Origin of the sequence: Salmonella sp. SAL04202 (assembly GCF_046550775.1) — a bacterium.
Classification (GTDB): Bacteria; Pseudomonadota; Gammaproteobacteria; order Enterobacterales; family Enterobacteriaceae; genus Salmonella; species Salmonella enterica.
Genome location: NZ_JBGDXK010000005.1, coordinates 262,030 through 284,649, shown reverse-complemented (window position 1 = coordinate 284,649; position 22,620 = coordinate 262,030). Strand labels below are relative to the sequence as shown.

Sequence of the window (22,620 nt, the reverse complement as noted above, 5' to 3'; positions counted from 1 at the left end):
ATGGGAATGACCATTCACAAGAGAGGGATAAATTAATATCTCTTTGAATTTATGATTAAAAAAATGATTGTGTATAAAAATTATTCGTATCGGATTGCTGCGAAAGAAGTGTTACACTAGCGCATCTAAAATGAGTGCGGTATTAGCCATCGGGTTGCTGTGAAGCCTGGGGCGGTAGCGTGCTTTTTTCTGCTTATTTATCCGGACAATTTCAACCAAAGAGTCGCTTGTGGAAAAGCCATTTCGAAGAATTCTGATTATAAAAATGCGTTTTCATGGAGACATGTTACTTACCACCCCTGTCATCAGCACGCTGAAGCAGAATTATCCCGATGCAAAAATCGATGTGCTTCTTTACCAGAACACCATACCGATATTGTCGGAAAATCCGGAGATTAATGCACTCTACGGCATCAGTAACAAAGGCGCAGGAACAAAAGAGAAGATCAAAAACGCGCTATCGTTAATCAAAAAATTGCGTGCTAACTCGTATGATCTGGTCGTCAATCTCACCGATCAGTGGAGCGTGGCGCTTATTGTGCGTTTTTTAAACGCAAAAATAAAAATCTCGCAGGATTTCGGTAATCGTCAGTCTGCTTTATGGAAAAAAAGCTTTACGCATTTAGTACCTTATGCGGGAGAACATGCTGTTGAGCGCACATTATCCGCGCTAAAGCCGTTAGCGCTAAAACAGTATGTCACGGAAACCACCATGAGCTATCGCCCGGAACATTGGGAAAACATGCGACAACAGCTCAAACAACTTGGTGTGACCCGACAATATGTTGTTATTCAGCCTACGGCACGGCAGTTATTTAAGTGCTGGGATAATGATAAATTCTCTCAGGTTATTGATGCCGTGCAGCGCCGCGGTTATCAAGTTGTACTGACGTCAGGCCCGGCCGCAGACGAGATGGCCTGCGTGGATGCTATTGCACGCGGCTGTGAGACAAAACCGGTTACTGGTCTGGCGGGTAAAACTCGCTTTCCTGAATTAGGCGCGTTGATTGACCATGCGGATCTCTTTATCGGCGTTGATTCGGCCCCTGGGCATATTGCCGCAGCAGTCAAAACGCCGGTCATTTGCCTTTTCGGCGCGACGGATCATGTGTTCTGGCGTCCCTGGACCGACGACATCATTCAGTTTTGGGCAGGCAATTATCAGCCGATGCCTGAACGGCATGAGCTTGATCGCAATAAAAAATACCTTTCCGTGATTCCGGCTGAAGATGTTATCGCCGCGACGGAAAAAATGCTGCCGCATGAGGCACGCACCATAGATTTGGACAGCCTGCTATGAGAGTTGCCTTTTGCTTATATAAATATTTTCCTTTTGGCGGTCTGCAGCGTGATTTTATGCGCATTGCCCAAACCGTGGCGGCGCGAGGGCATCAGGTTCGTGTTTATACTCAGTCATGGGAAGGGGAATGCCCGGATAACTTTGAATTAATCCGCGTGCCGGTTAAATCCCGGACGAACCACGGTCGTAACGCAGAATATTATGCCTGGGTGCAACACCATTTGCGCGACCACCCTGTCGATCGGGTGGTTGGATTCAATAAGATGCCGGGCCTTGATGTGTATTACGCCGCAGACGTGTGTTACGCCGAAAAAGTCGCACAGGAAAAAGGTTTTTTCTATCGCCTGACATCACGCTATCGGCATTATGCTGCTTTTGAACGCGCCACGTTTGAACACGGCAAGCCGACGCAACTATTAATGCTGACGAATAAGCAGATTGCTGACTTCCAAAAACATTATCAGACTGAAGCGGAGCGTTTCCATATTCTTCCTCCGGGGATTTACCCGGACAGAAAATATAGCCAACAGATCCCGAACAGTCGTCAAATTTATCGTCAGAAAAATGGTATCTCAGAACAGCAAAAATTACTGTTGCAAGTAGGGTCTGACTTCACCCGTAAAGGTGTGGATCGCTCTATTGAAGCGCTGGCATCGCTACCCGAATCTTTACGGCAAAATACGGTGCTCTATGTTGTCGGGCAGGATAAACCGAAGAAGTTTGCAGCACTGGCTGAAAGAAGCGGCGTCGGCACGAATGTGCATTTTTTCTCCGGACGTAATGATATCGCGGAGTTAATGGCGGCAGCCGACCTTTTACTGCATCCAGCCTATCAGGAAGCTGCTGGTATTGTTTTGCTGGAAGCCATTACTGCTGGTTTGCCGGTGCTGACAACCGCGGTGTGCGGTTATGCACATTATATTGTGGATGCCAACTGTGGCGAAGCGATGACTGAACCATTCCGCCAGGATGCGCTAAATGAGGTTTTACTCAAAGCGCTGACACAGCCTTCCTTACGCAACGCCTGGGCTGAAAATGCGCGGTATTATGCTGATACCCAGGATTTATACAGCTTACCGGAGAAGGCCGCAGATATTATTACAGGTGATTTAGATGGTTGAGCTGAAAGCGCCGTTAACCACACTATGGCGCGGTAAAGATGCTTTTGAGGAAGTGAAAACGTTACAGGGCGAAGTGTTCAGAGAGCTGGAGACGCGTCGAACATTGCGGTTCGAGCTGGACGGCAAAAGTTACTTCCTGAAGTGGCATAAAGGCACTTCGCTGAAAGAAATTGTGAAGAACCTGATTTCGTTACGTATGCCTGTTCTGGGCGCTGACAGAGAATGGCACGCCATTCATCGTCTACATGAGCTGGGCGTTGATACGATGCACGGCGTTGGTTTTGGTGAAAAAGGCGTAAACCCGCTAACCAGAACATCATTTATTATCACCGAAGATTTAACGCCCACCATTAGCCTTGAAGACTACTGTGCTGACTGGGCTGTTAATCCACCGGACGCGCAGGTGAAGTGGATGATCATTAAGCGTGTTGCGACTATGGTACGTAAAATGCACGCCGGGGGAATTAACCATCGCGACTGTTATATTTGCCACTTTCTTCTGCATTTACCTTTCACTGGTCGCGAAGAGGATTTAAAAATCTCCGTAATCGACCTGCATCGCGCGCAGATACGCCAGCGCGTTCCCCTTCGCTGGCGTGACAAAGATTTAATTGGGCTTTATTTTTCTTCAATGAATATTGGCCTGACTCAGCGAGATATATTCCGGTTTATGCGTGAGTATTTCTCTCTCCCCCTGCGAGAGATTTTGCAAAAAGAATCGGGGTTGATTCATCAGGCAGATGTTAAAGCCGCTCGAATTAAAGAAAGAACAATAAGAAAAAATCTGTAATTATAATAATTATGCACTCAGTGAGTAATTTATGAGTGAGACAAGGATAGACAGAATGTCTGACATTAAAAGTTATATTTCAAACCAAAAAAACATAATTCAACATGATGATTTTTTTGGAAGAAGACTGGACATTGCTCTTTGCTTTGATCATGGTTTTATAATGCCAGCAGGTGTGGCAATATATTCCATTATCGAAAATAATAAAGATATTGACTACGCCTTAAAGCAAAAGAGAGATGTCAGGTAAAAATTACTCTATAGGGTTATATTACTATTTTTGCTATTTAATATCTAAAGTCTTTAGATTAAGGTTTTAACTCTGGGGTATATATGAAAATAGCTTTTATTGGCGAAGCGGTATCCGGTTTTGGAGGGATGGAAACCGTTATTAGCAACGTTATCTATACGTTTGAAAATAGCTCTCCGAAAATCAACTGTGAAATGTTTTTCTTTTGTCGTAATGACAAAATGGATAAAGCATGGCTAAAAGAGATTAAATATGCGCAATCATTCTCAAATATAAAATTAAGTTTCCTTCGTCGAGCTAAGCATGTTTATAATTTTAGTCAGTGGCTGAAAGAAACGTCACCAGATATTGTGATATGTATTGATGTCATCTCATGTCTTTATGCCAATAAAGCACGAAAGAAAAGTGGTAAACAGTTTACTATTTTCTCGTGGCCGCATTTTTCGCTCGACCATAAAAAACATGCAGAATGTATAACGTACGCGGATTATCATCTGGCCATCAGTAGTGGTATTAAAGAACAGATGATGGCATGGGGTATCTCAGCGCAAGATATTAGCGTCGTTTATAATCCTGTCTCTATTAAAACAATCATTGTGCCGCCGCCTGAGCGCGATAAACCCGCTGTATTTCTCTATGTAGGGCGTCTTAAATTTGAAGGGCAGAAAAGAGTTAAAGATTTATTTGATGGCTTAGCTCGTACGACAGGTGAATGGCAGTTACATATTATTGGTGATGGCTCAGATTTTGAAAAGTGCCAGGCCTATAGTCGGGAGCTTGGTATTGAGCAGCGTGTGATCTGGTATGGTTGGCAAAGCGCGCCGTGGCAAGTCGTACAGCAAAAAATAAAAAATGTCACCGCGTTACTACTTACCTCTGCGTTTGAGGGATTTCCCATGACCCTGCTGGAAGCAATGTCATATGGAATTCCATGTATTAGTTCTGATTGTATGTCTGGCCCGCGCGATATGATTAAACCCGGTTTGAATGGTGAGCTTTACACCCCGGGGGCTATAGATGATTTTGTAGGACACCTTAATCGTGTTATTTCTGGTGAGGTAAAATATCAGCATGATATTATTCCCGGCACGATTGAGAGATTTTACGATGTGCTATATTTTAAAAATTTTAATAATGCGATATTCTCGAAATTACAAAAGTGATCACTATGAGCAGAAAATATTTTGAAGAAGAAGTCATTCAACAGACTTTAGATTATAACTATGCACAACATAGTGATGCTGCTAAATTTAATATAGCTTATGGGATTGATAAAAACTTTCTTTTTGGCTGTGGTGTCTCTATTGCATCGGTTCTCCTCGCTAACCCAGAGAAGGCGTTAGCTTTCCATGTTTTTACCGATTTCTTTGGCTCTGAAGACCAGCAGCGATTTGAGGCATTAGCAAAACAGTACGCTACGCAGATTGTTGTTTACCTAATCGACTGTGAGCGCTTAAAATCGCTACCCAGTACCAAAAACTGGACCTATGCAACGTACTTTAGATTCATTATCGCCGATTATTTTTCAGATAAAACAGATAGAGTACTTTATCTGGATGCAGATATTGCATGTAAGGGGAGTATTCAGGAACTTATTGATCTTAATTTCGCTGAAAATGAGATTGCGGCTGTCGTTGCTGAAGGCGAGTTGGAATGGTGGACTAAGCGCTCGGTTAGCCTGGCAACGCCTGGGCTGGTTTCTGGCTATTTTAATGCCGGTTTTATTTTAATTAACATACCTCTTTGGACCGCAGAAAATATCTCTAAGAAAGCGATTGAAATGCTAAAAGATCCAGAGGTAGTACAGCGCATAACGCACCTTGATCAGGATGTATTAAATATATTGTTAGTGAATAAAGCGCGTTTTGTTGATAAAAAATTTAATACACAATTTAGTCTTAACTATGAATTAAAAGATTCAGTTATTAATCCAGTCGATGCTGAGACTGTATTTGTTCATTATATCGGACCAACGAAGCCCTGGCATAGTTGGGGGGCTTACCCTGTGTCACAATATTTTTTACAGGCTAAGAGCAACTCACCATGGTCTCATTGTGCACTTTTAAATCCAGTCACTAGCCATCAGTTACGTTATGCGGCAAAGCATATGTTTAATCAGAAGCATTATACTTCGGGTATAAATTATTATATAGCCTACTTTAAACGTAAACTTCTTGAATAAAACCCATAGGTGATGTGATGGATTCATTTCCTGAGATAGAAATAGCTGAATATAAAGTTTTTGATGAAAGTAATAATAATGATGATAACGTATTGAACATTTCTTATGGTGTTGATGAAAACTATCTTGATGGTGTGGGGGTATCAATCGCTTCAGTTGTATTAAACAATAATATCCCGCTCGCTTTTCACATTATTTGTGACTCATACTCTCCGTGTTTTGTAAAATATATAGAGCGTTTAGCCGTACAGCATCACATAAAAATTTCTCTTTATCTTATTAAAGTAGAAAGCCTTGAGGTATTGCCTCAAACTAAAGTATGGTCGAGAGCAATGTATTTTCGTTTATTTGCTTTCGATTATCTCAGCAAGAAGGTAAACACCTTACTTTATTTGGATGCCGATGTTGTATGCAAAGGATCTTTGCAAGATCTTCTACAGCTTGATTTGACAGAGAAGATTGCTGCGGTCGTAAAAGATGTTGATTCCATCCAGAATAAGGTAAATGAGAGATTAAGCGCTTTTAATTTACAAGGTGGTTATTTTAACTCCGGCGTGGTTTTTGTTAACCTGAAATTATGGAAAGAGAATGCCTTAACCAAAAAGGCATTTTTACTTTTGGCAGGTAAAGAGGCTGACTCTTTTAAATATCCCGATCAGGATGTTTTGAATATTCTCCTACAGGATAAAGTCATTTTTTTACCGCGACCGTATAATACCATTTATACTATTAAAAGTGAGTTGAAAGATAAGTCACATAAAAAATATAGAAATATAATTAATGATAATACTATTTTAATTCATTATACGGGCGCTACAAAACCATGGCATGCCTGGGCAAATTATCCTTCAGTTATCTATTATAAAAATGCACGACTGAACTCGCCCTGGAAAGATTCTCCTGCAAAAGATGCGCGTACCATAGTTGAATTTAAGAAGCGATATAAACATCTTCTTGTGCAGGGGCATTATTTTAAAGGCCTTCTGGCTGGAAGCGCATATCTTTATCGTAAACTTTTCCACAAATAATTTCCCTCCCTAAATCTCCATTATGATTATTGAAAAAAAGATTAAAAACTATACCGTCTTTGTCAAAAAAGACGGTGAAAAATACATTGAGATATTCAAAGATTTTCTATCTTATAATCATCAGGTTATTAAAGTCTTCCGTAATATAGAAGATACAAAAGTTGTATTGATTAATACAGACTACGGAAAATATATTCTCAAAGTATTTAGTCCAAAAGTAAAAAATACTGAACGCTTTTTCAAATCGTTAGTAAAAGGAGATTACTACGAAAAGCTTTTTCATCAGACAGATCGTGTGCGGCGTGAAGGGTTTGCGGCGCTTAATGATTTTTACCTGCTGGCGGAAATTAAAACATTACGCTATGTAAAAACATACGTGATGATAATTGAGTATATTGAAGGTATTGAACTTGTTGATATGCCAGAAATTTCTGACGAGGTGAGAGGGAAAATCAAACAGTCGATATATTCTCTGCATCAGCATGGTATGGTTTCGGGCGATCCCCATAAAGGTAACTTTATCCTGCAAGGCAATGAGATCAGGATTATCGATTTGTCCGGAAAAAGACCTTCCAGACAACGAAAAGCAAAGGATCGTATTGATTTAGAAAGACATTATGGTATCAAAAATAATGTGAGAGATATCGGATTTTACTTATTGATTTATAAGAAAAAACTTCGAAATTTCTTGCGTCGTATTAAGGGTAAGGAAAAGCGCTGATCAATGTAGCACGTTTGGTTTAATTTAAGGGGCTGACTGACTTTTATTTGCTGCAGCGTTATGACATACTTGAGAGAATTTGAGATGTAATATTAGTTATTGAATATAACATTTATTTATAGGTTGCAAGATAAACATACGAGTTTTTTATGGGCAGCGTTAACTTCATAACTCACGCCGATGTTCTGCAACTTATTGCGAAAAGAACGGCTGAAGATTGTATTATTTTTCTTTCTGGTCCTACGTCCAGAAAGACGCCGCTGTCCTTGTTACGAATGAAAGATGTCATTGCAGTCAATGGTTCTGTTCAATATTTGCTAAACAATAACGTCAAGCCATTTTTGTACCTTCTGACGGATGTTCGCTTCCTCCATCGTCGGCGCGAAGATTTTTATAACTTTAGCCGTAACAGTCAGTTTACTATCGTCAATCTTGATGTGTACGAACAGGCTTCAGTGGATGATCAAAAATATATTGAGGAAAACTGTTTAATTATTCGCTCCTTTTATCGCCGAGAAAAAGGGGGTTTTTTAAAGAAAATTAAATTTAATATCCTCAAGCGGGTTCATAAAGCATTACTTATTTCAGTTCCTCTTTCGAAAAGAGGGCGACTGGCTGGATTTTGCAAGGATATCAGCATCGGGTATTGCTCTTGCCATACTATTGCTTATACCGCTATTCAGGTTGCTTATTCCCTCAAGTATGGCCGTATTATATGTTCTGGGCTTGACTTAACAGGAAGTTGCCCACGTTTCTATGACGAATCTACCAGCCCTATGCCATCTGAGCTTAGTAAAGATCTGTTTAAAATACTGCCATTTTTTACTTTTATGAGAAAAAATGTGAGTGATTTAAATATCTTTAATTTATCAGATGATACTGCAATTCATTACGATATTATTCCATATATTACAGCCTCGGAACTTGAGGATGAAATATATTACGATAAAATTGTCTAGACACTAGATAAATCATTATTTTGCGTTGCTTCGGCACGCATTTCTTTTTCTATAATATTTCTTTTTCTATAAAGTTAACTATTCTGGATTATAGCTATTATGATTAAAAAAATCATATTTACTGTTACTCCTATATTTTCAATTCCTCCTCGTGGTGCGGCTGCGGTAGAAACCTGGATTTACCAGATTGCAAAACGACTATCAATACCGAGTGCTATTGCTTGTATAAAGAATGCTGGCTATCCTGAATATAATAAAATAAACGATAACTGTGATATTCATTACATTGGGTTTAGTAAAGTTTATAAGCGTCTTTTTCAGAAATGGACTCGTCTCGACCCATTACCCTATTCCCAGCGCATCCTTAATATTAGAGATAAAGTGACTACCCAGGAAGATAGCGTCATTGTTATTCATAATAGTATGAAACTGTATCGGCAGATCAGAGAGCGCAATCCGAATGCAAAACTGGTTATGCACATGCATAACGCATTTGAACCAGAACTTCCTGATAACGATGCAAAAATTATCGTGCCCAGTCAGTTTCTTAAAGCGTTTTATGAAGAAAGATTGCCCGCCGCTGCTGTTAGTATTGTGCCTAATGGTTTTTGTGCTGAGACTTATAAAAGAAACCCACAAGATAATCTTCGTCAGCAATTAAATATTGCGGAAGATGCCACCGTTCTCTTATATGCCGGGAGAATTTCGCCTGATAAAGGCATCCTGTTGCTTTTGCAGGCGTTCAAAAAATTACGTACCTTAAGAAGTAATATTAAACTTGTCGTTGTTGGCGATCCTTATGCAAGCCGCAAGGGTGAAAAAGCAGAGTATCAAAAGAAAGTACTGGACGCCGCAAAAGAGATTGGAACTGATTGTATTATGGCTGGGGGGCAATCTCCTGACCAGATGCATAACTTCTATCATATAGCCGATCTGGTTATTGTGCCATCTCAGGTTGAAGAAGCATTTTGCATGGTGGCTGTAGAAGCGATGGCAGCAGGAAAAGCGGTTCTTGCCAGCAAAAAAGGGGGGATTAGCGAATTTGTGTTAGATGGCATAACGGGCTATCACCTCGCAGAACCTATGTCGAGCGACAGTATAATTAATGATATTAACCGTGCGCTTGCTGATAAGGAACGCCACCAGATTGCCGAAAAAGCAAAATCCCTGGTGTTTTCAAAATACAGTTGGGAAAATGTAGCGCAGCGTTTCGAGGAACAAATGAAAAGCTGGTTTGATAAGTGATTGAGTCCGGATGATGAAAAACGCGCTGATACCGTAATAAGTATCAGCGCGTTTTTTTATCTATTTCTTAGCGCCAGCAGAAAACCGGTAATGATACCAATTTGAGCAATATCGACCTGTTCAAAATTGCCACGAACGATATAAAAACCGACGAAAGATAAAAATAGCAAGAGATGAGCATTGTAGGGGCTTATCTCTGCTTTCCTGAAGGTAGAGCTGGCTGTTTCCCTGATGATAGCGCCATATAAATAGGCCAGACTCGCCAGACCCAATATGCCTGCACTAAACCAGATGTACAGAATGGTATTATGCGGACCGATAGATTCTTTAAAGGTCCACGTTGGATAATCGACAACGCGTTTATTATAAACACCATCATACACATCATTACCATAGCCGTAGCCCTTGATCGGGTTTTCCTGAATCAGTATCCACGCGGTGCCCTGGGTTCCGTTAGTATAACGAGATGAGCTATCTGTCTGCTGTAATTTATAAAGTAAATGTTCTGAATCTGATTGGTTATTATGTTGAGTGATAACCAAAGCGCCGATGATGGCTAATAAAATGGCACCGACTCCTATTAACTTCCATTGACGATTCAGTATTGCCCACAGCGCACCTACTATGAGCACCGCCAACCATGCCCCTCGCGATAGGGTTCCCAGGATAAAGAAAAGATAGATAGCGCTAAGCACCAAAAAAACCAACTTAAGTGCATTTTTTCTAAACAGCCAAATATTCAATAATGCTGGAAATAAGAAAACCATGGAATCGGACATATGTCGATGCGCATAGCTCATGAATGGCATAATCCCTTTATTATAGTCCTCGATATATAGAATACTCTCTGCAAGGCAGCGAAGTCCTAAACTTGTTAAAAAGGAGAAAAGTACTATTTTCGCAACCGTTTCTTTTGTTTCATCTTTTAATAGTACGGGAATTAATAAAGTATATAATAAGAAACCCTCCAGTACCGTATTTTCAAATTCCTTGAAGCTTTCTTTCATATCTGGCGATATGAGTATGGAATAAACAAGGATTAATGATAATACTGCTACGCTATAAAATACGCTATTTTTGAAAAGAGGGGGGAAACTTTTCGGTGAGCGTGAGACCTGATAAATCGCGGTGATAACCATAAGTATGATTATCAAATGTTTATAACGCGTAATACCATCCAGAAAATACGTGGCAACAAAAAGAAAAACCAGCGCTTTATTCCAGATCGGCTTCCATTTCTCTTTATTTAACGTTAATGATGTGGTTAGCATCTTTTCTCCACAATAGGTTTGGGATGAGACAGAGTCTCTTTAATGAATCTTTCCAAATACGCTTGTGGCATCTAAATTCGCCAGGTTCTGTTCTGGTGAGCAGCATGCCATTTGGTTCTTCCCATAACCTCCAATTAACCCAGGGTCCGTTGGGCCATATAGCGTAATATTCGGTCTGTCGAGCGCGGCGGTGAGATGGCTCAGGCCGGTATCAACCGATACGACAAATTTTGCGCCAGCCAGCACTCTGGCGACCTCCTCCAGGCTCATGCGCGGTAACACATCCACATAGTCAAAGCCTTCGGCCAGTCGTTTAGCACGGGCCTCCTCATGAGGCGCGCCCCAGGGAAGTTTTATCCGTAATCCGGTGTTGCCCACCATACCGATAAGCTCGCGCCAGTTTGCTTCCGGCCAGTGTTTATCATCGCGGGTCGTGGCATGTAAAAACACCGCATACGGATCGCTAACCGCCTGCTGGCAATGCAGAAAATGTTTTGCGATGGCATAATCGCCCTGCGACTGCGGTTTATCGTATCCCAGGCTTTTGGCGAACAGCTCGCGCGTCCGTTCAACCGCATGTTGTTGCTTTGCGATATGGTGTTTACGGTTATAAAACAGGCTGGCCAGCGGTTCGCGGGCGGTACTCCAGTCCATACCGTGCTTTATCCCATGCGCCAGACGCGTCACCAGCGCCGCGCTTTTTACCAGCCCCTGCGCATCAATCACAGCGTCGTATTGGTATGCGCATACCGCCCGATGAAAGGCTATGCGTTCCGCTTTAATGGGCGCGGAAAACCAGGCTTTGCGCCAACGGCGAATAGCGACGGGAATCACGCGATCGACAGCACTGTGCCAGGACGGAATTTGCGCAAACCCTTCTTCGACAACCCAATCAAATTGAATCCCCGGAATCGCCTGTTGCGCGTCGGTAAGCGCAGGCAGGGTATGTAATACGTCGCCCATCGATGATGTTTTAACGATCAAAACCCGCATTAAACGCCCTCTTCCGACAACAGCGAATGCAGCTCTTCCAGAACCCGCTGCGGCGTGATATCGATCAGGCTCTGGTGATAGCCTTGCGCCGTATCGCCTTTACGCACTTTGTGATAACCCGTAATGAGACGAATCACCCGGGCCTTATGAGACAGCGGTGGCGTGAAATCCGGGCTACTTGGGCCATACAAGGCGACCAGCGGGCGGTCGAGCGCCGCCGCGACGTGCATCAGTCCGGAATCGTTGGTGACGATGGCTTTACAGGCGGCTATCAGAATGACGGCCTGTTCCAGCTGGGTTTCCCCCGCCAGGTTGCGACACCATGCCTGCTGCTCGCTATTCAGCGCCGCCAGGATCTCATTTCCGGCTTCATGGTCTTTTGCCGAGCCAAACAGTACGACCTGATACCCTTCGTTAATGAGCTGTTTTGCCAGTTCGGCGTAGTGATAGTGCGGCCAACGTTTTGCCGGGCCAAATTCTGCGCCGGGGCAAAAGCCGATCAGAGGACGTTCAGAAGATAGTGAAAAGTCGCTGCACATCAACGATTTTTCACCCTCGCTAACCTGGAGCTGTGGCCAGAGTAGCGGCTGCGGCAGATCTTTCGCCGTGCGCATCACGCCCTTATCATAAGCCAGCGCCACGTAGCGCTCCACCATCAGCGGCCAGGCGTCTTTATCAAGGACGCGCGCATCGTTCAGCAGGCCATAGCGCATTTCGCCGCGCCAGCCGGTACGGTGCGGGATATTGGCAAAGAAAGGAATCAGCGCCGATTTAAACGAATTTGGCAACACCCAGGCGCGATCGTAGCGCTTCTCTCGCAGGCTATGGCCCAATCTGCGGCGCTCGCCGATTTCCAGCGCGCCGTGGCCCAGCGGCATGGGTATCGCCTCGTTAACTTCCGGCATACGCGATAACAACGGACGACACCAGGCTGGCGCCATCACGTCGATTATCGCCTGGGGATAGCGCGCTTTAAGCGTGCGATAGAGACTTTGCGACATCATCATGTCGCCCACCCAGGACGGGCCAATGACCAAAATTTTCATACTTACGCGTCGCGGTTCAGCCAGGCCATATACTCCGTGACGCCTTCGGCGACGGTCTTAAAGGGTTTGTCGTAGCCCGCGTTGCGCAGATTGGTTAAATCCGCCTGCGTAAACGCCTGATAGCGACCTTTCAGCTTATCCGGGAACGGAATGTATTCAATGCTGCCTTTTTTATGGTATGCCAGCGTCGCGTCGGCGACGGCCTGGAAAGATTCCGCACGGCCTGTGCCCAGGTTAAAGATGCCGGACTTGCCGCTTTCCAGGAACCACAGGTTAACGGCGGCCACATCGCCCACGTAAACGAAGTCGCGCTTGAAGTTTTCGCTGCCTTCAAACAGTTTCGGGCTTTCGCCGTTGTTTAACTGTGTATTCAGATGAAATGCCACGCTTGCCATGCTGCCTTTATGGCCTTCACGTGGTCCATAGACGTTGAAATAGCGGAAACCGACAATCTGCGAGTTCGCTTCTGGCAGGATCTGGCGCACATATTCATCAAACAGGAATTTAGAATAGCCGTAAACGTTAAGCGGTTTTTCGTATTCGCGCGATTCGATGAAATCAGACGTGCGACCGCCATAGGTGGCGGCAGAAGAGGCGTAGAGGAACGGGATTTCGCGCTCAAGACAATAGTGCAGCAGCTCTTTGGAGTATTGATAGTTATTATCCATCATATACTTGCCGTCCCACTCGGTGGTGGAAGAGCAGGCGCCTTCATGGAAAATAGCTTCGATATCGCCGAGCTCTTCTCCGGACATAATCTGGATCAGGAAATCTTCCTTATCCATATAGTCAGCAATGTTCAGATCCACCAGGTTTACAAACTTGGTGCCGTCTTTCAGGTTATCCACCACCAGAATATCGGTGATACCTTTATCATTCAGGGCCTTAACGATATTGCTGCCGATAAAGCCCGCGCCGCCGGTAACGATGATCATAACTGTAACCTTTGAATTATGGTGTCAGAGACTGTCTCAGACATGAATGCTCTTATCATAACACTATTCATCCATTCACTGATAACCCGTGAGGATACGCGTGATTTATGCTGCATTTTAAAGAAGTGATGACGCGTCATCTCGTATCAACGTATCGCTTTGGGTAATATGTGCTGAAATTTGCCCAGTCTGGAGAATCGCAATGCGTGGGGATTTTTACAAACAGTTAACCAACGATCTGGAAACCGCCCGGGCGGAAGGATTGTTTAAAGAAGAGCGCATTATTACGTCTGCGCAGCAGGCGGATATCACCGTGGCGGATGGAAGCCACGTTATTAACTTTTGCGCCAATAACTATCTCGGGCTGGCGAATCACCCTGAGCTGATTAATGCCGCAAAAGCGGGCATGGACAGCCACGGTTTCGGTATGGCGTCCGTGCGTTTTATCTGCGGCACCCAGGACAGCCACAAAGCGCTGGAGCAAAAGCTGGCAAGCTTCCTCGGCATGGAAGATGCGATTCTGTATTCCTCCTGTTTCGACGCTAACGGCGGCTTGTTTGAGACGTTGCTGGGCGCGGAAGACGCCATTATCTCCGACGCGCTGAACCACGCGTCTATCATTGACGGCGTGCGTTTGTGTAAAGCGAAGCGCTATCGCTATGCCAACAACGATATGGCTGAGCTGGAAGCACGGCTGAAAGAGGCGCGTGAGGCCGGCGCGCGTCATGTCCTGATCGCCACCGACGGCGTGTTCTCAATGGATGGCGTCATCGCCAATCTGAAAGGCGTCTGTGATCTGGCCGATAAATACGATGCGCTGGTGATGGTTGATGATTCTCACGCGGTAGGCTTTGTCGGCGAAAACGGTCGCGGTTCCCATGAATACTGCGACGTAATGGGCCGCGTAGATATTATTACCGGTACGCTGGGCAAAGCGTTAGGCGGCGCATCCGGCGGCTATACCGCGGCGCGCAAAGAGGTTGTTGAGTGGTTGCGTCAGCGTTCCCGCCCATATCTGTTCTCCAACTCCCTGGCGCCGGCGATCGTGGCGGCTTCTATTAAAGTGTTAGAGATGGTGGAAGCGGGCGCAGAACTGCGCGAGCGCTTGTGGGCGAACGCCCGGCAGTTCCGTGAGCAGATGTCTGCCGCGGGATTTACGCTGGCAGGCGCGGATCACGCCATCATCCCGGTAATGCTGGGAGATGCGGTTGTCGCGCAGAAATTTGCCCGCGAACTGCAAAAAGAGGGCATTTACGTTACCGGTTTCTTCTATCCGGTCGTACCAAAAGGTCAGGCGCGTATTCGTACCCAGATGTCTGCGGCGCATACGCCTGAGCAAATTACGCGTGCGGTAGACGCGTTCACGCGTATTGGTAAACAACTGGGCGTGATTGCCTGAGGATGTAAGATGAAAGCGTTATCCAAACTGAAAGCGGAAGAGGGCATCTGGATGACCGACGTTCCGGAACCGGAAGTCGGCCATAACGATTTGCTGATTAAAATCCGTAAAACAGCCATCTGCGGTACTGACGTTCACATCTATAACTGGGATGACTGGTCGCAAAAAACCATCCCGGTTCCGATGGTCGTGGGGCATGAATATGTCGGCGAAGTGGTCGGCATCGGTCAGGAAGTGAAAGGCTTTAAAATCGGCGATCGCGTCTCGGGCGAAGGTCATATCACCTGCGGTCATTGCCGCAACTGCCGTGGCGGTCGTACTCACCTGTGTCGCAACACCACCGGCGTGGGCGTCAACCGTCCCGGCTGCTTCGCGGAATACCTGGTCATCCCGGCGTTCAATGCGTTTAAAATCCCGGATAACATTTCTGATGATTTAGCCTCTATTTTCGACCCGTTTGGTAATGCGGTGCATACGGCGCTGTCTTTCGATCTGGTCGGCGAAGATGTACTGGTATCGGGGGCGGGGCCAATCGGCGTAATGGCCGCCGCGGTGGCGAAACATGTCGGCGCGCGTCATGTGGTGATTACTGACGTCAATGAATACCGTCTGGAGCTGGCGCGTAAAATGGGCGTCACCCGCGCGGTCAACGTCGCGAAAGAGAGCCTGAACGACGTCATGGCGGAGCTGGGAATGACCGAAGGGTTCGATGTGGGTCTGGAGATGTCCGGCGCGCCGCCGGCGTTTCGTACCATGCTGGACACTATGAATCACGGCGGTCGTATTGCGATGCTGGGGATTCCGCCATCAGATATGTCTATCGACTGGACAAAAGTTATCTTTAAGGGCTTGTTCATTAAAGGTATTTATGGTCGTGAGATGTTCGAAACGTGGTACAAAATGGCGGCGCTGATCCAGTCCGGTCTGGATCTGTCACCGATTATCACCCATCGTTTCTCTATTGATGATTTCCAGAAAGGTTTTGACGCCATGCGTTCAGGCCAGTCAGGAAAAGTTATTCTGAGCTGGGATTAATATGTATATACCCAAAATAATTCGAGTTGCTTAAAGGCGGCAAGGGAGTGAGTCCCCAGGAGCATAGATAACTATGTGACTGGGGTGAACGACAAATCTGCCGGGAGCAGATTTGAACGTCGCTTGCGACGGCCCGTCAGGGCGAGGCCCATGGATGGGCCGAGTAATCCGTAGCCAACACATAAGCAACTTGAAGTATGAAGGGTATAGAGACCCGATGATATTTATCGGGTCTGATATACGTTTCATCGTAAAAGGTTGGTGTCATTCACCAACCTTTTTTGTTAGGGAAAATCTGGAAAGCCGTAAAGAATTGTCATAGACATCAAGCATTCGTAATTGCGCTTTACTCTTATTTTACTCGCTAACGTCACGCTCTACTCTGAGTTTTGTGCTTGCTTTTTACTGTAAAAATTAATTATGGCGGCTTAATAGTTTCTTAATAGAGCCACAGTATAAAGGCAGGGTAAATTAAGGTTTTTCTGGTAATCGTTATGAAAAATAGTAAAACCAAAGTGAGTATCATTGTCCCGTTATATAATGCGGGAGCGGATTTTAATGCTTGCATGGCGTCGTTAATTGCGCAAACGTGGTCGGCGCTGGAAATTATTATTGTGAATGATGGATCGACGGATCATTCCGTTGAGATAGCAAAACATTACGCGGAACATTACCCATATGTTCGACTGCTTCATCAGGCCAATGCTGGCGCATCTGTCGCCCGTAATCTTGGCCTGCAAGTAGCGACCGGCGATTACGTCGCCTTTGTCGATGCGGATGACCTGGTCTACCCGAAGATGTATGAAACGCTGATGACCATGGCGCTTAACGATGATCTGGACGTTGCGCAGTGCAACGCGGACTGGTGCGTCCGAAAAACCGGGCACGCCTGGCAATCTATTCCGACCGATCGTCTGCGCTCCACCGGGGTATTAAGCGGACCGGATTGGTTGCGTATGGCGCTGGCCTCGCGGCGCTGGACGCATGTTGTCTGGATGGGCGTTTATCGACGTGCGTTAATTACCGATAACAATATTACTTTCGTTCCCGGACTACATCATCAGGACATATTATGGTCGACGGAAGTTATGTTTAATGCCACGCGCGTACGTTATACCGAACAATCATTATATAAATATTTCCTGCATGATAATTCGGTAAGCCGTTTGCAAAGACAAGGCAATAAAAATCTTAATTATCAGCGGCATTATATTAAAATTACGCGGTTATTAGAAAAGCTCAATCGTGATTATGCCCGGCGTATTCCGATTTACCCGGAGTTTCGCCAGCAAATTACCTGGGAAGCGTTACGCGTTTGTCATGCGGTACGTAAAGAGCCTGATATTTTGACCCGCCAGCGTATGATTGCCGAAATTTTTACTTCTGGCATGTATAGACGGATGATGGCTAACGTCCGCAGCGCGAAAGCGGCTTATCAGACGCTGCTCTGGTCTTTCCGGCTGTGGCAATGGCGCGACAAAACCTTGTCGCACCGTCGTATGGCCCGTAAGGCGCTCAATCTGTCTTAGCGCTCATGTTTTTAGGCGCGGCGATTTTCCCCCAGCCTTGCCACTGGTGCTGAAACCAGACAACCACGGAACTTTGCGTAATGCTCTCACCGATGACGCTGAAAAAGCGCGTAGCGTAGACCGGTTGCAGCGGTTTTTTCGGCTTGCACATCTTCACGCCGCGAAAGGGATTGCGCGGCGCGTCAATTTTCTGCGGCGTCAAATCAGGTCGGGACGTATCTACCTGCGGTTCGTTGAGCAGGCTGCCTGGACGTACCAGGGTGATATCCGCCGGCAGGCGATAAACCATCTGTTGCAGCACGCGAACCGTTGCGGGATGCGGATGTCCAATCGCGATAGCGGAACCGTTGCGACGGGCCAGTTCGATAGCGCGATTAAACTGACGGCGAATATCCGCCTCGTTTTGCGTATCGTCGAGGAACACTTTACGCTTGAGCACTTTCACACCCGTACCGGATGCCGCGCGCATCGCCTGGCTATTGCCAATCGTCATGCTGTCGAGAAAATAGAGATTGTAATGTTCCAGCGCCTGCATAACTTTTTGCATACCGAACAGGCTGGAAGTCATTGCGCTGCCCATGTGGTTATTAAGCCCGACGGCATACGGCACGTTGTTTACCGCCTCGCGGATAATGCGCTCGATCTCATCGCTGCTCATATCTGGTCGCAGCGTATCCTTCTCCAGCGGCTGTTTGCTTAGCGGCGCCATCGGCAGATGGATTAACACCTCATGCCCGCTATTGTGGGCTTTAGTTGCCATTTCGCGCGCGTGCGGCGCGTTGGGCAGTACGGCGACGGAAATGTTTGGCGGCAGCGCCAGAACCTGGTTTTCCGTGTGCGGGCGATAGCCAAAATCATCAATCACGATGGCGAGCTTGCCAGCGAAAACGGGATGTGCAAACGCCAGCAAAGTGGCCAGCGTGAGAATGGAGCGACGAAACTGAGGCAAAACTTATCTTCCCAACCACGGCTGTGGATTGACGGCCTGACCCTGGCGACGAATTTCGAAATAAAGCGAAGGTCTGCCCTGACCGCCGCTACTGCCCACAAGGGCGATAGGTTGTCCGGCGCGCACCTGCGCGCCTACGCTGACCAGCGCGCTCTGGTTATAGCCGTAAAGGCTCATATCGCCTTTACCATGCTCCACGACCACCACCAGGCCATAGCCTTGCAGCCAGTCCGCCAGAATCACCCTGCCGTCGGCGATGGCTTTGACCTCGGTGCCTTCCGACGCGCCGATCACCATCCCCTTCCAACGTAGCTCACCCTGCAGCCGTTCGCCATAGCGATGCAATATCGGGCCGCGTACCGGCCAGTATGCCTGACCGCGAGGCGCGCCCAGACCGCCGGTGCGGGACATTAGCGAACGCTCGCTTTCCGTCGGCTTATAGGTGCTGCCTTTACGCGAGGCTTCCTGCTGCTTATCGCGTACCGCCTGCGCTTCGCGGGCTTCACGCTCCGCTCGCGCTTTGGCCGCCGCTTCCGCCCGCGCGATACTGTTGCGTAGGCGTGATTCGTTGGCGCGCAGTTCGCTTAACTGTTGCTGGCCTTGCTGAATAGACGACTCCAGTCCGGCAAGCGTTTTCTTACGTTCATTACGCGCCTGCTCCAGCTTCGCCTGTTGGGCGCGCTGCTCATACAGCAACGTTTGTTGTTGGCTTTGCTTCTCTTCCAGCTCGGCTTTTTGCGTGGCGACCTGTTCGCGAGTCTGCTTCAGTTCGGCGATAGTCTCCTGGCGCGCCTGGTTCAGATAGCCGAAGTAGGCCTGCAGGCGTTGCCCACGCTGGCTCTCTTCTCCGCTAAGAATAAGCTGAATGCCGGTGTGTTCGCCCTGGCGGAAAGCGGCGTCCAACTGCGCGGCAAGATTACGCTCCTGGCTGGCTTTTTGCTGCTCCAGTTTGGCAATTGAGGCGTTCATCTCATCAATTTGCGCGTTTAACTGATCCAGAGTGCTTTGCGTTTCGCGCAGCTTACGCGCTGCGGCCGAGATGGCCTCTTCCTGGGCTTTCAGTTGTGCCAGGAGGCTGGCGCGCTGTTGCTGCTGCTGGCGTACGTCGCGTTCTTTCGCGGCGATATCGGCCTGAATAGATTTGAGTTGATCGCGGTCATCCGCGTGGGCGGAAAAGGCGCACAACAATACGCCAGCGCTAAGTACGCTGGCGTAGAACAAAGGCCTGACTGAAAACGTTCTTGGTTTCACGGCCTGTTGAATGGTGTTAATCGCCTTTCCCCTCATGGGGAGGGATTATTCCACGATGAACAGCGGCTTACCAGTCATCTCTTGCGGGATTTCCATCCCCATCAGCGACAGCATGGTAGGCGCAATGTCTGAAAGTTTGCCGCCTTCAACCGCCTTCACGTTTTTCTCGCCGACATAAATCAGCGGCACCGGCAGGTTGGTGTGGGCGGTATGCGCCTGACCGGTCGCCGGATCGCGCATCTGCTCCGCGTTGCCGTGGTCCGCGGTAATCAACAGTTGTCCACCAACGGACTCAACCGCTTTTGTTACCTGTTCAATGCAGTTATCCAACGCTTCCACCGCTTTGATGGCGGCTTCCATCACGCCGGTATGACCGACCATATCGCCGTTTGGATAGTTACAAATGATGGTGTCGTACTTACCGCTTTCGATCGCCGCGACCAATTTTTCAGTCAATTCTGCAGAGCTCATTTCCGGTTGCAGGTCATAAGTGGCCACTTTCGGGGAGTTGATCAGAATGCGCTCTTCACCAGCAAACGGTTCTTCTACGCCGCCGTTAAAGAAAAAGGTTACGTGCGCATATTTTTCCGTTTCGGAAATACGCAGCTGAGTTTTGTCGTTTTTCGCCATCCACTCGCCGAACGTGTTCGCCAGCGACGCTGGTGGGTAGGCAACGGCAGTTTTGATGTCGGCGGCGTATTCGGTCAGCATCACGAAGTTCAGATTAACCACTTTCTTACGCGCAAAGCCGTCGAAATCAGCATTAACGAAAGCGCGGGTAATTTCGCGCGCGCGGTCAGCGCGGAAGTTCATGAAAATCAGCGTGTCGCCGTCTTCCATCGCCGCATCAGCCTGGCCCTCGGCGCGGATAACGGTCGCTTTGACAAACTCATCGTTTTCATCACGAGCGTAAGCGGCCTGTAGGCCAGCCACAGCGGTATCCGCCTGGAATTCGCCCTGGGCCAGGGTCATCAGATCATACGCTTTTTCCACGCGATCCCAACGGTTGTCGCGGTCCATAGCGTAGTAACGACCGACGATAGACGCCACGCGGCCTTTGCCCAGCGCGGCGAATTTGTCTTCGAATTTTTTCAGCGAGGCTTCAGCGCTGCGCGGCGGCGTGTCGCGACCGTCGAGGAAGGCGTGCAGATAGATTTTTTCTGCGCCGCGCTCTGCGGCCAGCTCCACCATCGCCATAATGTGATCTTCGTGGCTGTGGACGCCGCCCGCGGACAGCAGACCCATAATATGAACCGCTTTACCGGCGTTTTTCGCCTGGTCTACCGCATTGGTCAGGACTGGGTTAGCAAAGAAAGTACGTTCTTTAATTTCAACGTCCAGACGCGTCAGGTCCTGATAAACGATGCGGCCTGCGCCCAGGTTAACGTGGCCCACTTCGGAGTTGCCCATCTGGCGGTCAGGCAGACCCACTTCCAGACCGGATGCGTCGATCAGGGTATGCGGACGTTTTGCCCACAGAGCATCCATCACCGGGGTTTTGGCGTTTAAGATAGCGTTATCCTGCTGTTCTTCACGGTAGCCGTAGCCATCCAGAATCACCAGTACCATAGGTTTTTTAGAAACCGACATTGCGACAACCTCATACTCAATAGACAAAATAATTGCGTAATTTTACTACAGCTGAATCGATAAAATAGCCTCAGAAGATCAAAGAAAGGGATCGCGCTGGCGTGAGAAGGCAAGTAATAGCGTGATTTTTTTTCGTAGCGCCCCGCAAAAATGCATTCCAGTGCACGCTCTGGCTGTATTTGCGCCACTGCACAGGTATACTCCTTTCCTGGTTTTTTAATCACTACGTCGGGAGTTGTTACCCCCCATGCAAGAAATTATGCAATTTGTTGGCCGTCATCCCATACTGAGTATCGCCTGGATTGCGTTACTGGTGGCGGTTTTATTTACCACGTTCAAAGGTCTGACTTCAAAAGTTAAGGTGATTACACGCGGCGAAGCCACGCGCCTTATCAACAAAGAGGACGCCGTTGTTGTGGATTTACGTCAACGTGACGATTTCCGTAAAGGCCATATCGCTGGCGCGACCAATTTGCTGCCGAGCGAAATCAAAGCCAACAATGTTGGCGAACTGGAAAAGCACAAAGACAAGCCGATTATCGTGGTCGACGGTTCTGGTATGCAGTGCCAGGAATCCGCTAACGCGCTGACAAAAGCCGGCTTTGAAAAGGTCTTTGTGTTGAAAGAAGGCGTAGCAGGCTGGAGCGGCGAGAATCTGCCTCTGGTGCGCGGTAAGTGATTACCCGTCGTTTTCATGACGCAAGGGGAATGACTTGCCCTTGCGTCGACATGAAATCCATCGGGTAAAAAACAGGAGCGAAGTCATGGCCAATATTGAAATCTACACCAAAGCAACCTGTCCGTTTTGCCATCGTGCAAAGGCGCTGTTAAACAGCAAGGGCGTGAGTTTCCAGGAAATTGCGATTGACGGCGACGCCGTGAAGCGTGAAGAGATGATCAAACGTAGTGGCCGAACGACGGTTCCGCAAATTTTTATTGATGCACAGCACATTGGCGGTTGTGACGACTTGTATGCGCTGGATGCGCGTGGTGGACTGGATCCGCTGTTGCGTTAAGGCGTACTCA

At 47.2% G+C, this 22,620-nt stretch carries 21 protein-coding genes and 1 pseudogene; 15 read left to right on the top strand and 7 right to left on the bottom strand.

The annotated features are described in order from the left end of the window. Positions 1–229: 229 nt before the first annotated feature. From rfaQ to ACLJQJ_RS19305, 10 genes and pseudogenes are all read left to right on the top strand, one after another. Positions 230–1,300 (top strand): lipopolysaccharide core heptosyltransferase RfaQ, encoded by a 1,071-nt coding sequence (rfaQ, locus tag ACLJQJ_RS19350; RefSeq protein ID WP_001526672.1) that lies wholly within the window; start codon positions 230–232, stop codon positions 1,298–1,300. Next, entirely contained in the window at positions 1,297–2,421 is a 1,125-nt protein-coding gene (locus ACLJQJ_RS19345; protein WP_001261577.1) for a glycosyltransferase family 4 protein, read from the top strand. The genes rfaQ and ACLJQJ_RS19345 overlap by 4 nt, the downstream gene beginning before the upstream one ends. Then, complete coding sequence (rfaP, locus tag ACLJQJ_RS19340) at positions 2,414–3,211, top strand: lipopolysaccharide core heptose(I) kinase RfaP (protein ID WP_000229830.1); 798 nt, start codon at positions 2,414–2,416, stop codon at positions 3,209–3,211. Before ACLJQJ_RS19345 ends, rfaP begins: the two co-directional genes overlap by 8 nt. A gap of 55 nt (positions 3,212–3,266) precedes the next feature. Then, positions 3,267–3,428 (top strand): annotated as a pseudogene (locus ACLJQJ_RS19335) (glycosyltransferase family 8 protein); the annotation flags it as partial. Between the two features lie 116 nt (positions 3,429–3,544). Then, a complete protein-coding gene (gene waaB / locus ACLJQJ_RS19330) occupies positions 3,545–4,624 on the top strand; it encodes a lipopolysaccharide 1,6-galactosyltransferase (RefSeq protein WP_063809477.1) in 1,080 nt (359 codons plus the stop codon). A 5-nt stretch (positions 4,625–4,629) separates the two neighbouring features. Beyond that, a complete protein-coding gene (gene waaO / locus ACLJQJ_RS19325; RefSeq protein ID WP_000088475.1) occupies positions 4,630–5,643 on the top strand; it encodes a lipopolysaccharide 3-alpha-galactosyltransferase in 1,014 nt (337 codons plus the stop codon). Between the two features lie 17 nt (positions 5,644–5,660). Further along, positions 5,661–6,671: a lipopolysaccharide 1,2-glucosyltransferase RfaJ gene (gene rfaJ, locus ACLJQJ_RS19320; protein WP_000376864.1), complete on the top strand. Its 1,011-nt coding sequence runs from the start codon at positions 5,661–5,663 to the stop codon at positions 6,669–6,671. A 22-nt stretch (positions 6,672–6,693) separates the two neighbouring features. Next, positions 6,694–7,392 carry a lipopolysaccharide core heptose(II) kinase RfaY gene (gene rfaY / locus ACLJQJ_RS19315; RefSeq protein ID WP_000582809.1) on the top strand — a complete coding sequence of 233 codons (699 nt, stop codon included), beginning with the start codon at positions 6,694–6,696 and terminating at the stop codon, positions 7,390–7,392. A 149-nt stretch (positions 7,393–7,541) separates the two neighbouring features. Then, the gene (waaZ, locus tag ACLJQJ_RS19310) at positions 7,542–8,351 is read left to right on the top strand and encodes a 3-deoxy-D-manno-oct-2-ulosonate III transferase WaaZ (protein WP_000536017.1); all 810 of its coding nucleotides are present in this window, start codon (positions 7,542–7,544) and stop codon (positions 8,349–8,351) included. Positions 8,352–8,450: 99 nt separating this feature from the next. Then, the gene (locus ACLJQJ_RS19305; protein WP_063809476.1) at positions 8,451–9,596 is read left to right on the top strand and encodes a lipopolysaccharide N-acetylglucosaminyltransferase; all 1,146 of its coding nucleotides are present in this window, start codon (positions 8,451–8,453) and stop codon (positions 9,594–9,596) included. Between the two features lie 56 nt (positions 9,597–9,652). Here the strand turns inward: ACLJQJ_RS19305 and rfaL are convergent, their stop codons facing one another. The 4 genes from rfaL to rfaD are packed head-to-tail and all read right to left on the bottom strand — an operon-like array spanning position 9,653 to position 13,841. Continuing rightward, on the bottom strand, positions 9,653–10,867 hold the full coding sequence (gene rfaL, locus ACLJQJ_RS19300; RefSeq protein WP_023225105.1) for an O-antigen ligase RfaL: 1,215 nt from the start codon (positions 10,865–10,867) through the stop codon (positions 9,653–9,655). A 39-nt stretch (positions 10,868–10,906) separates the two neighbouring features. Then, positions 10,907–11,860 (bottom strand): lipopolysaccharide heptosyltransferase RfaC, encoded by a 954-nt coding sequence (gene rfaC / locus ACLJQJ_RS19295; RefSeq protein ID WP_001264611.1) that lies wholly within the window; start codon positions 11,858–11,860, stop codon positions 10,907–10,909. After that, on the bottom strand, positions 11,860–12,906 hold the full coding sequence (gene rfaF, locus ACLJQJ_RS19290; RefSeq protein WP_000699196.1) for an ADP-heptose--LPS heptosyltransferase RfaF: 1,047 nt from the start codon (positions 12,904–12,906) through the stop codon (positions 11,860–11,862). The genes rfaC and rfaF overlap by 1 nt, the downstream gene beginning before the upstream one ends. 2 nt (positions 12,907–12,908) lie before the next feature. Beyond that, positions 12,909–13,841 carry an ADP-glyceromanno-heptose 6-epimerase gene (rfaD, locus tag ACLJQJ_RS19285; RefSeq protein ID WP_000587771.1) on the bottom strand — a complete coding sequence of 311 codons (933 nt, stop codon included), beginning with the start codon at positions 13,839–13,841 and terminating at the stop codon, positions 12,909–12,911. Between the two features lie 202 nt (positions 13,842–14,043). On the opposite strand from rfaD, the gene kbl reads away from it, so the two are divergent. From kbl to ACLJQJ_RS19270, 3 genes are all read left to right on the top strand, one after another. After that, entirely contained in the window at positions 14,044–15,240 is a 1,197-nt protein-coding gene (kbl, locus tag ACLJQJ_RS19280; protein WP_001213791.1) for a glycine C-acetyltransferase, read from the top strand. A gap of 9 nt (positions 15,241–15,249) precedes the next feature. After that, positions 15,250–16,275 carry an L-threonine 3-dehydrogenase gene (gene tdh / locus ACLJQJ_RS19275; protein WP_000645990.1) on the top strand — a complete coding sequence of 342 codons (1,026 nt, stop codon included), beginning with the start codon at positions 15,250–15,252 and terminating at the stop codon, positions 16,273–16,275. Between the two features lie 494 nt (positions 16,276–16,769). Next, positions 16,770–17,804, top strand: a complete 1,035-nt coding sequence (locus ACLJQJ_RS19270; protein ID WP_063809474.1) for a glycosyltransferase — start codon at positions 16,770–16,772, stop codon at positions 17,802–17,804. Here the strand turns inward: ACLJQJ_RS19270 and ACLJQJ_RS19265 are convergent. Genes ACLJQJ_RS19265 through gpmM form a run of 3 tightly spaced genes read right to left on the bottom strand, consistent with a single transcriptional unit; the run spans position 17,791 to position 21,594 of the window. Then, entirely contained in the window at positions 17,791–18,753 is a 963-nt protein-coding gene (locus ACLJQJ_RS19265) for a divergent polysaccharide deacetylase family protein (RefSeq protein ID WP_063809472.1), read from the bottom strand. The two genes, ACLJQJ_RS19270 and ACLJQJ_RS19265, sit on opposite strands and share 14 nt — an antisense overlap. A gap of 3 nt (positions 18,754–18,756) precedes the next feature. Next, entirely contained in the window at positions 18,757–20,016 is a 1,260-nt protein-coding gene (gene envC / locus ACLJQJ_RS19260) for a murein hydrolase activator EnvC (RefSeq protein ID WP_058814511.1), read from the bottom strand. 33 nt (positions 20,017–20,049) lie between these two features. After that, positions 20,050–21,594 (bottom strand): 2,3-bisphosphoglycerate-independent phosphoglycerate mutase, encoded by a 1,545-nt coding sequence (gene gpmM / locus ACLJQJ_RS19255; protein WP_000116576.1) that lies wholly within the window; start codon positions 21,592–21,594, stop codon positions 20,050–20,052. 247 nt (positions 21,595–21,841) lie between these two features. On the opposite strand from gpmM, the gene ACLJQJ_RS19250 reads away from it, so the two are divergent. Then, on the top strand, positions 21,842–22,273 hold the full coding sequence (locus tag ACLJQJ_RS19250) for a rhodanese-like domain-containing protein (RefSeq protein ID WP_001156179.1): 432 nt from the start codon (positions 21,842–21,844) through the stop codon (positions 22,271–22,273). Positions 22,274–22,358: 85 nt separating this feature from the next. After that, positions 22,359–22,610, top strand: a complete 252-nt coding sequence (gene grxC / locus ACLJQJ_RS19245; RefSeq protein ID WP_001273795.1) for a glutaredoxin 3 — start codon at positions 22,359–22,361, stop codon at positions 22,608–22,610. Positions 22,611–22,620: the final 10 nt, after the last annotated feature.

Excerpts from the sequence above, each read along its gene's own strand:
- ACLJQJ_RS19345 (WP_001261577.1), top strand. The coding sequence starts at position 1,297 with ATGAGAGTTGCCTTTTGCTTATATAAATATTTTCCTTTTGGCGGTCTG.
- rfaP (WP_000229830.1), top strand. The coding sequence starts at position 2,414 with ATGGTTGAGCTGAAAGCGCCGTTAACCACACTATGGCGCGGTAAAGAT.
- waaB (WP_063809477.1), top strand. The coding sequence starts at position 3,545 with ATGAAAATAGCTTTTATTGGCGAAGCGGTATCCGGTTTTGGAGGGATG.
- waaO (WP_000088475.1), top strand. The coding sequence starts at position 4,630 with ATGAGCAGAAAATATTTTGAAGAAGAAGTCATTCAACAGACTTTAGAT.
- rfaJ (WP_000376864.1), top strand. The coding sequence starts at position 5,661 with ATGGATTCATTTCCTGAGATAGAAATAGCTGAATATAAAGTTTTTGAT.
- rfaY (WP_000582809.1), top strand. The coding sequence starts at position 6,694 with ATGATTATTGAAAAAAAGATTAAAAACTATACCGTCTTTGTCAAAAAA.
- waaZ (WP_000536017.1), top strand. The coding sequence starts at position 7,542 with ATGGGCAGCGTTAACTTCATAACTCACGCCGATGTTCTGCAACTTATT.
- ACLJQJ_RS19305 (WP_063809476.1), top strand. The coding sequence starts at position 8,451 with ATGATTAAAAAAATCATATTTACTGTTACTCCTATATTTTCAATTCCT.
- rfaL (WP_023225105.1), bottom strand. The coding sequence starts at position 10,867 with ATGCTAACCACATCATTAACGTTAAATAAAGAGAAATGGAAGCCGATC.
- rfaC (WP_001264611.1), bottom strand. The coding sequence starts at position 11,860 with ATGCGGGTTTTGATCGTTAAAACATCATCGATGGGCGACGTATTACAT.
- rfaF (WP_000699196.1), bottom strand. The coding sequence starts at position 12,906 with ATGAAAATTTTGGTCATTGGCCCGTCCTGGGTGGGCGACATGATGATG.
- rfaD (WP_000587771.1), bottom strand. The coding sequence starts at position 13,841 with ATGATCATCGTTACCGGCGGCGCGGGCTTTATCGGCAGCAATATCGTT.
- kbl (WP_001213791.1), top strand. The coding sequence starts at position 14,044 with ATGCGTGGGGATTTTTACAAACAGTTAACCAACGATCTGGAAACCGCC.
- tdh (WP_000645990.1), top strand. The coding sequence starts at position 15,250 with ATGAAAGCGTTATCCAAACTGAAAGCGGAAGAGGGCATCTGGATGACC.
- ACLJQJ_RS19270 (WP_063809474.1), top strand. The coding sequence starts at position 16,770 with ATGAAAAATAGTAAAACCAAAGTGAGTATCATTGTCCCGTTATATAAT.
- gpmM (WP_000116576.1), bottom strand. The coding sequence starts at position 21,594 with ATGTCGGTTTCTAAAAAACCTATGGTACTGGTGATTCTGGATGGCTAC.
- ACLJQJ_RS19250 (WP_001156179.1), top strand. The coding sequence starts at position 21,842 with ATGCAAGAAATTATGCAATTTGTTGGCCGTCATCCCATACTGAGTATC.
- grxC (WP_001273795.1), top strand. The coding sequence starts at position 22,359 with ATGGCCAATATTGAAATCTACACCAAAGCAACCTGTCCGTTTTGCCAT.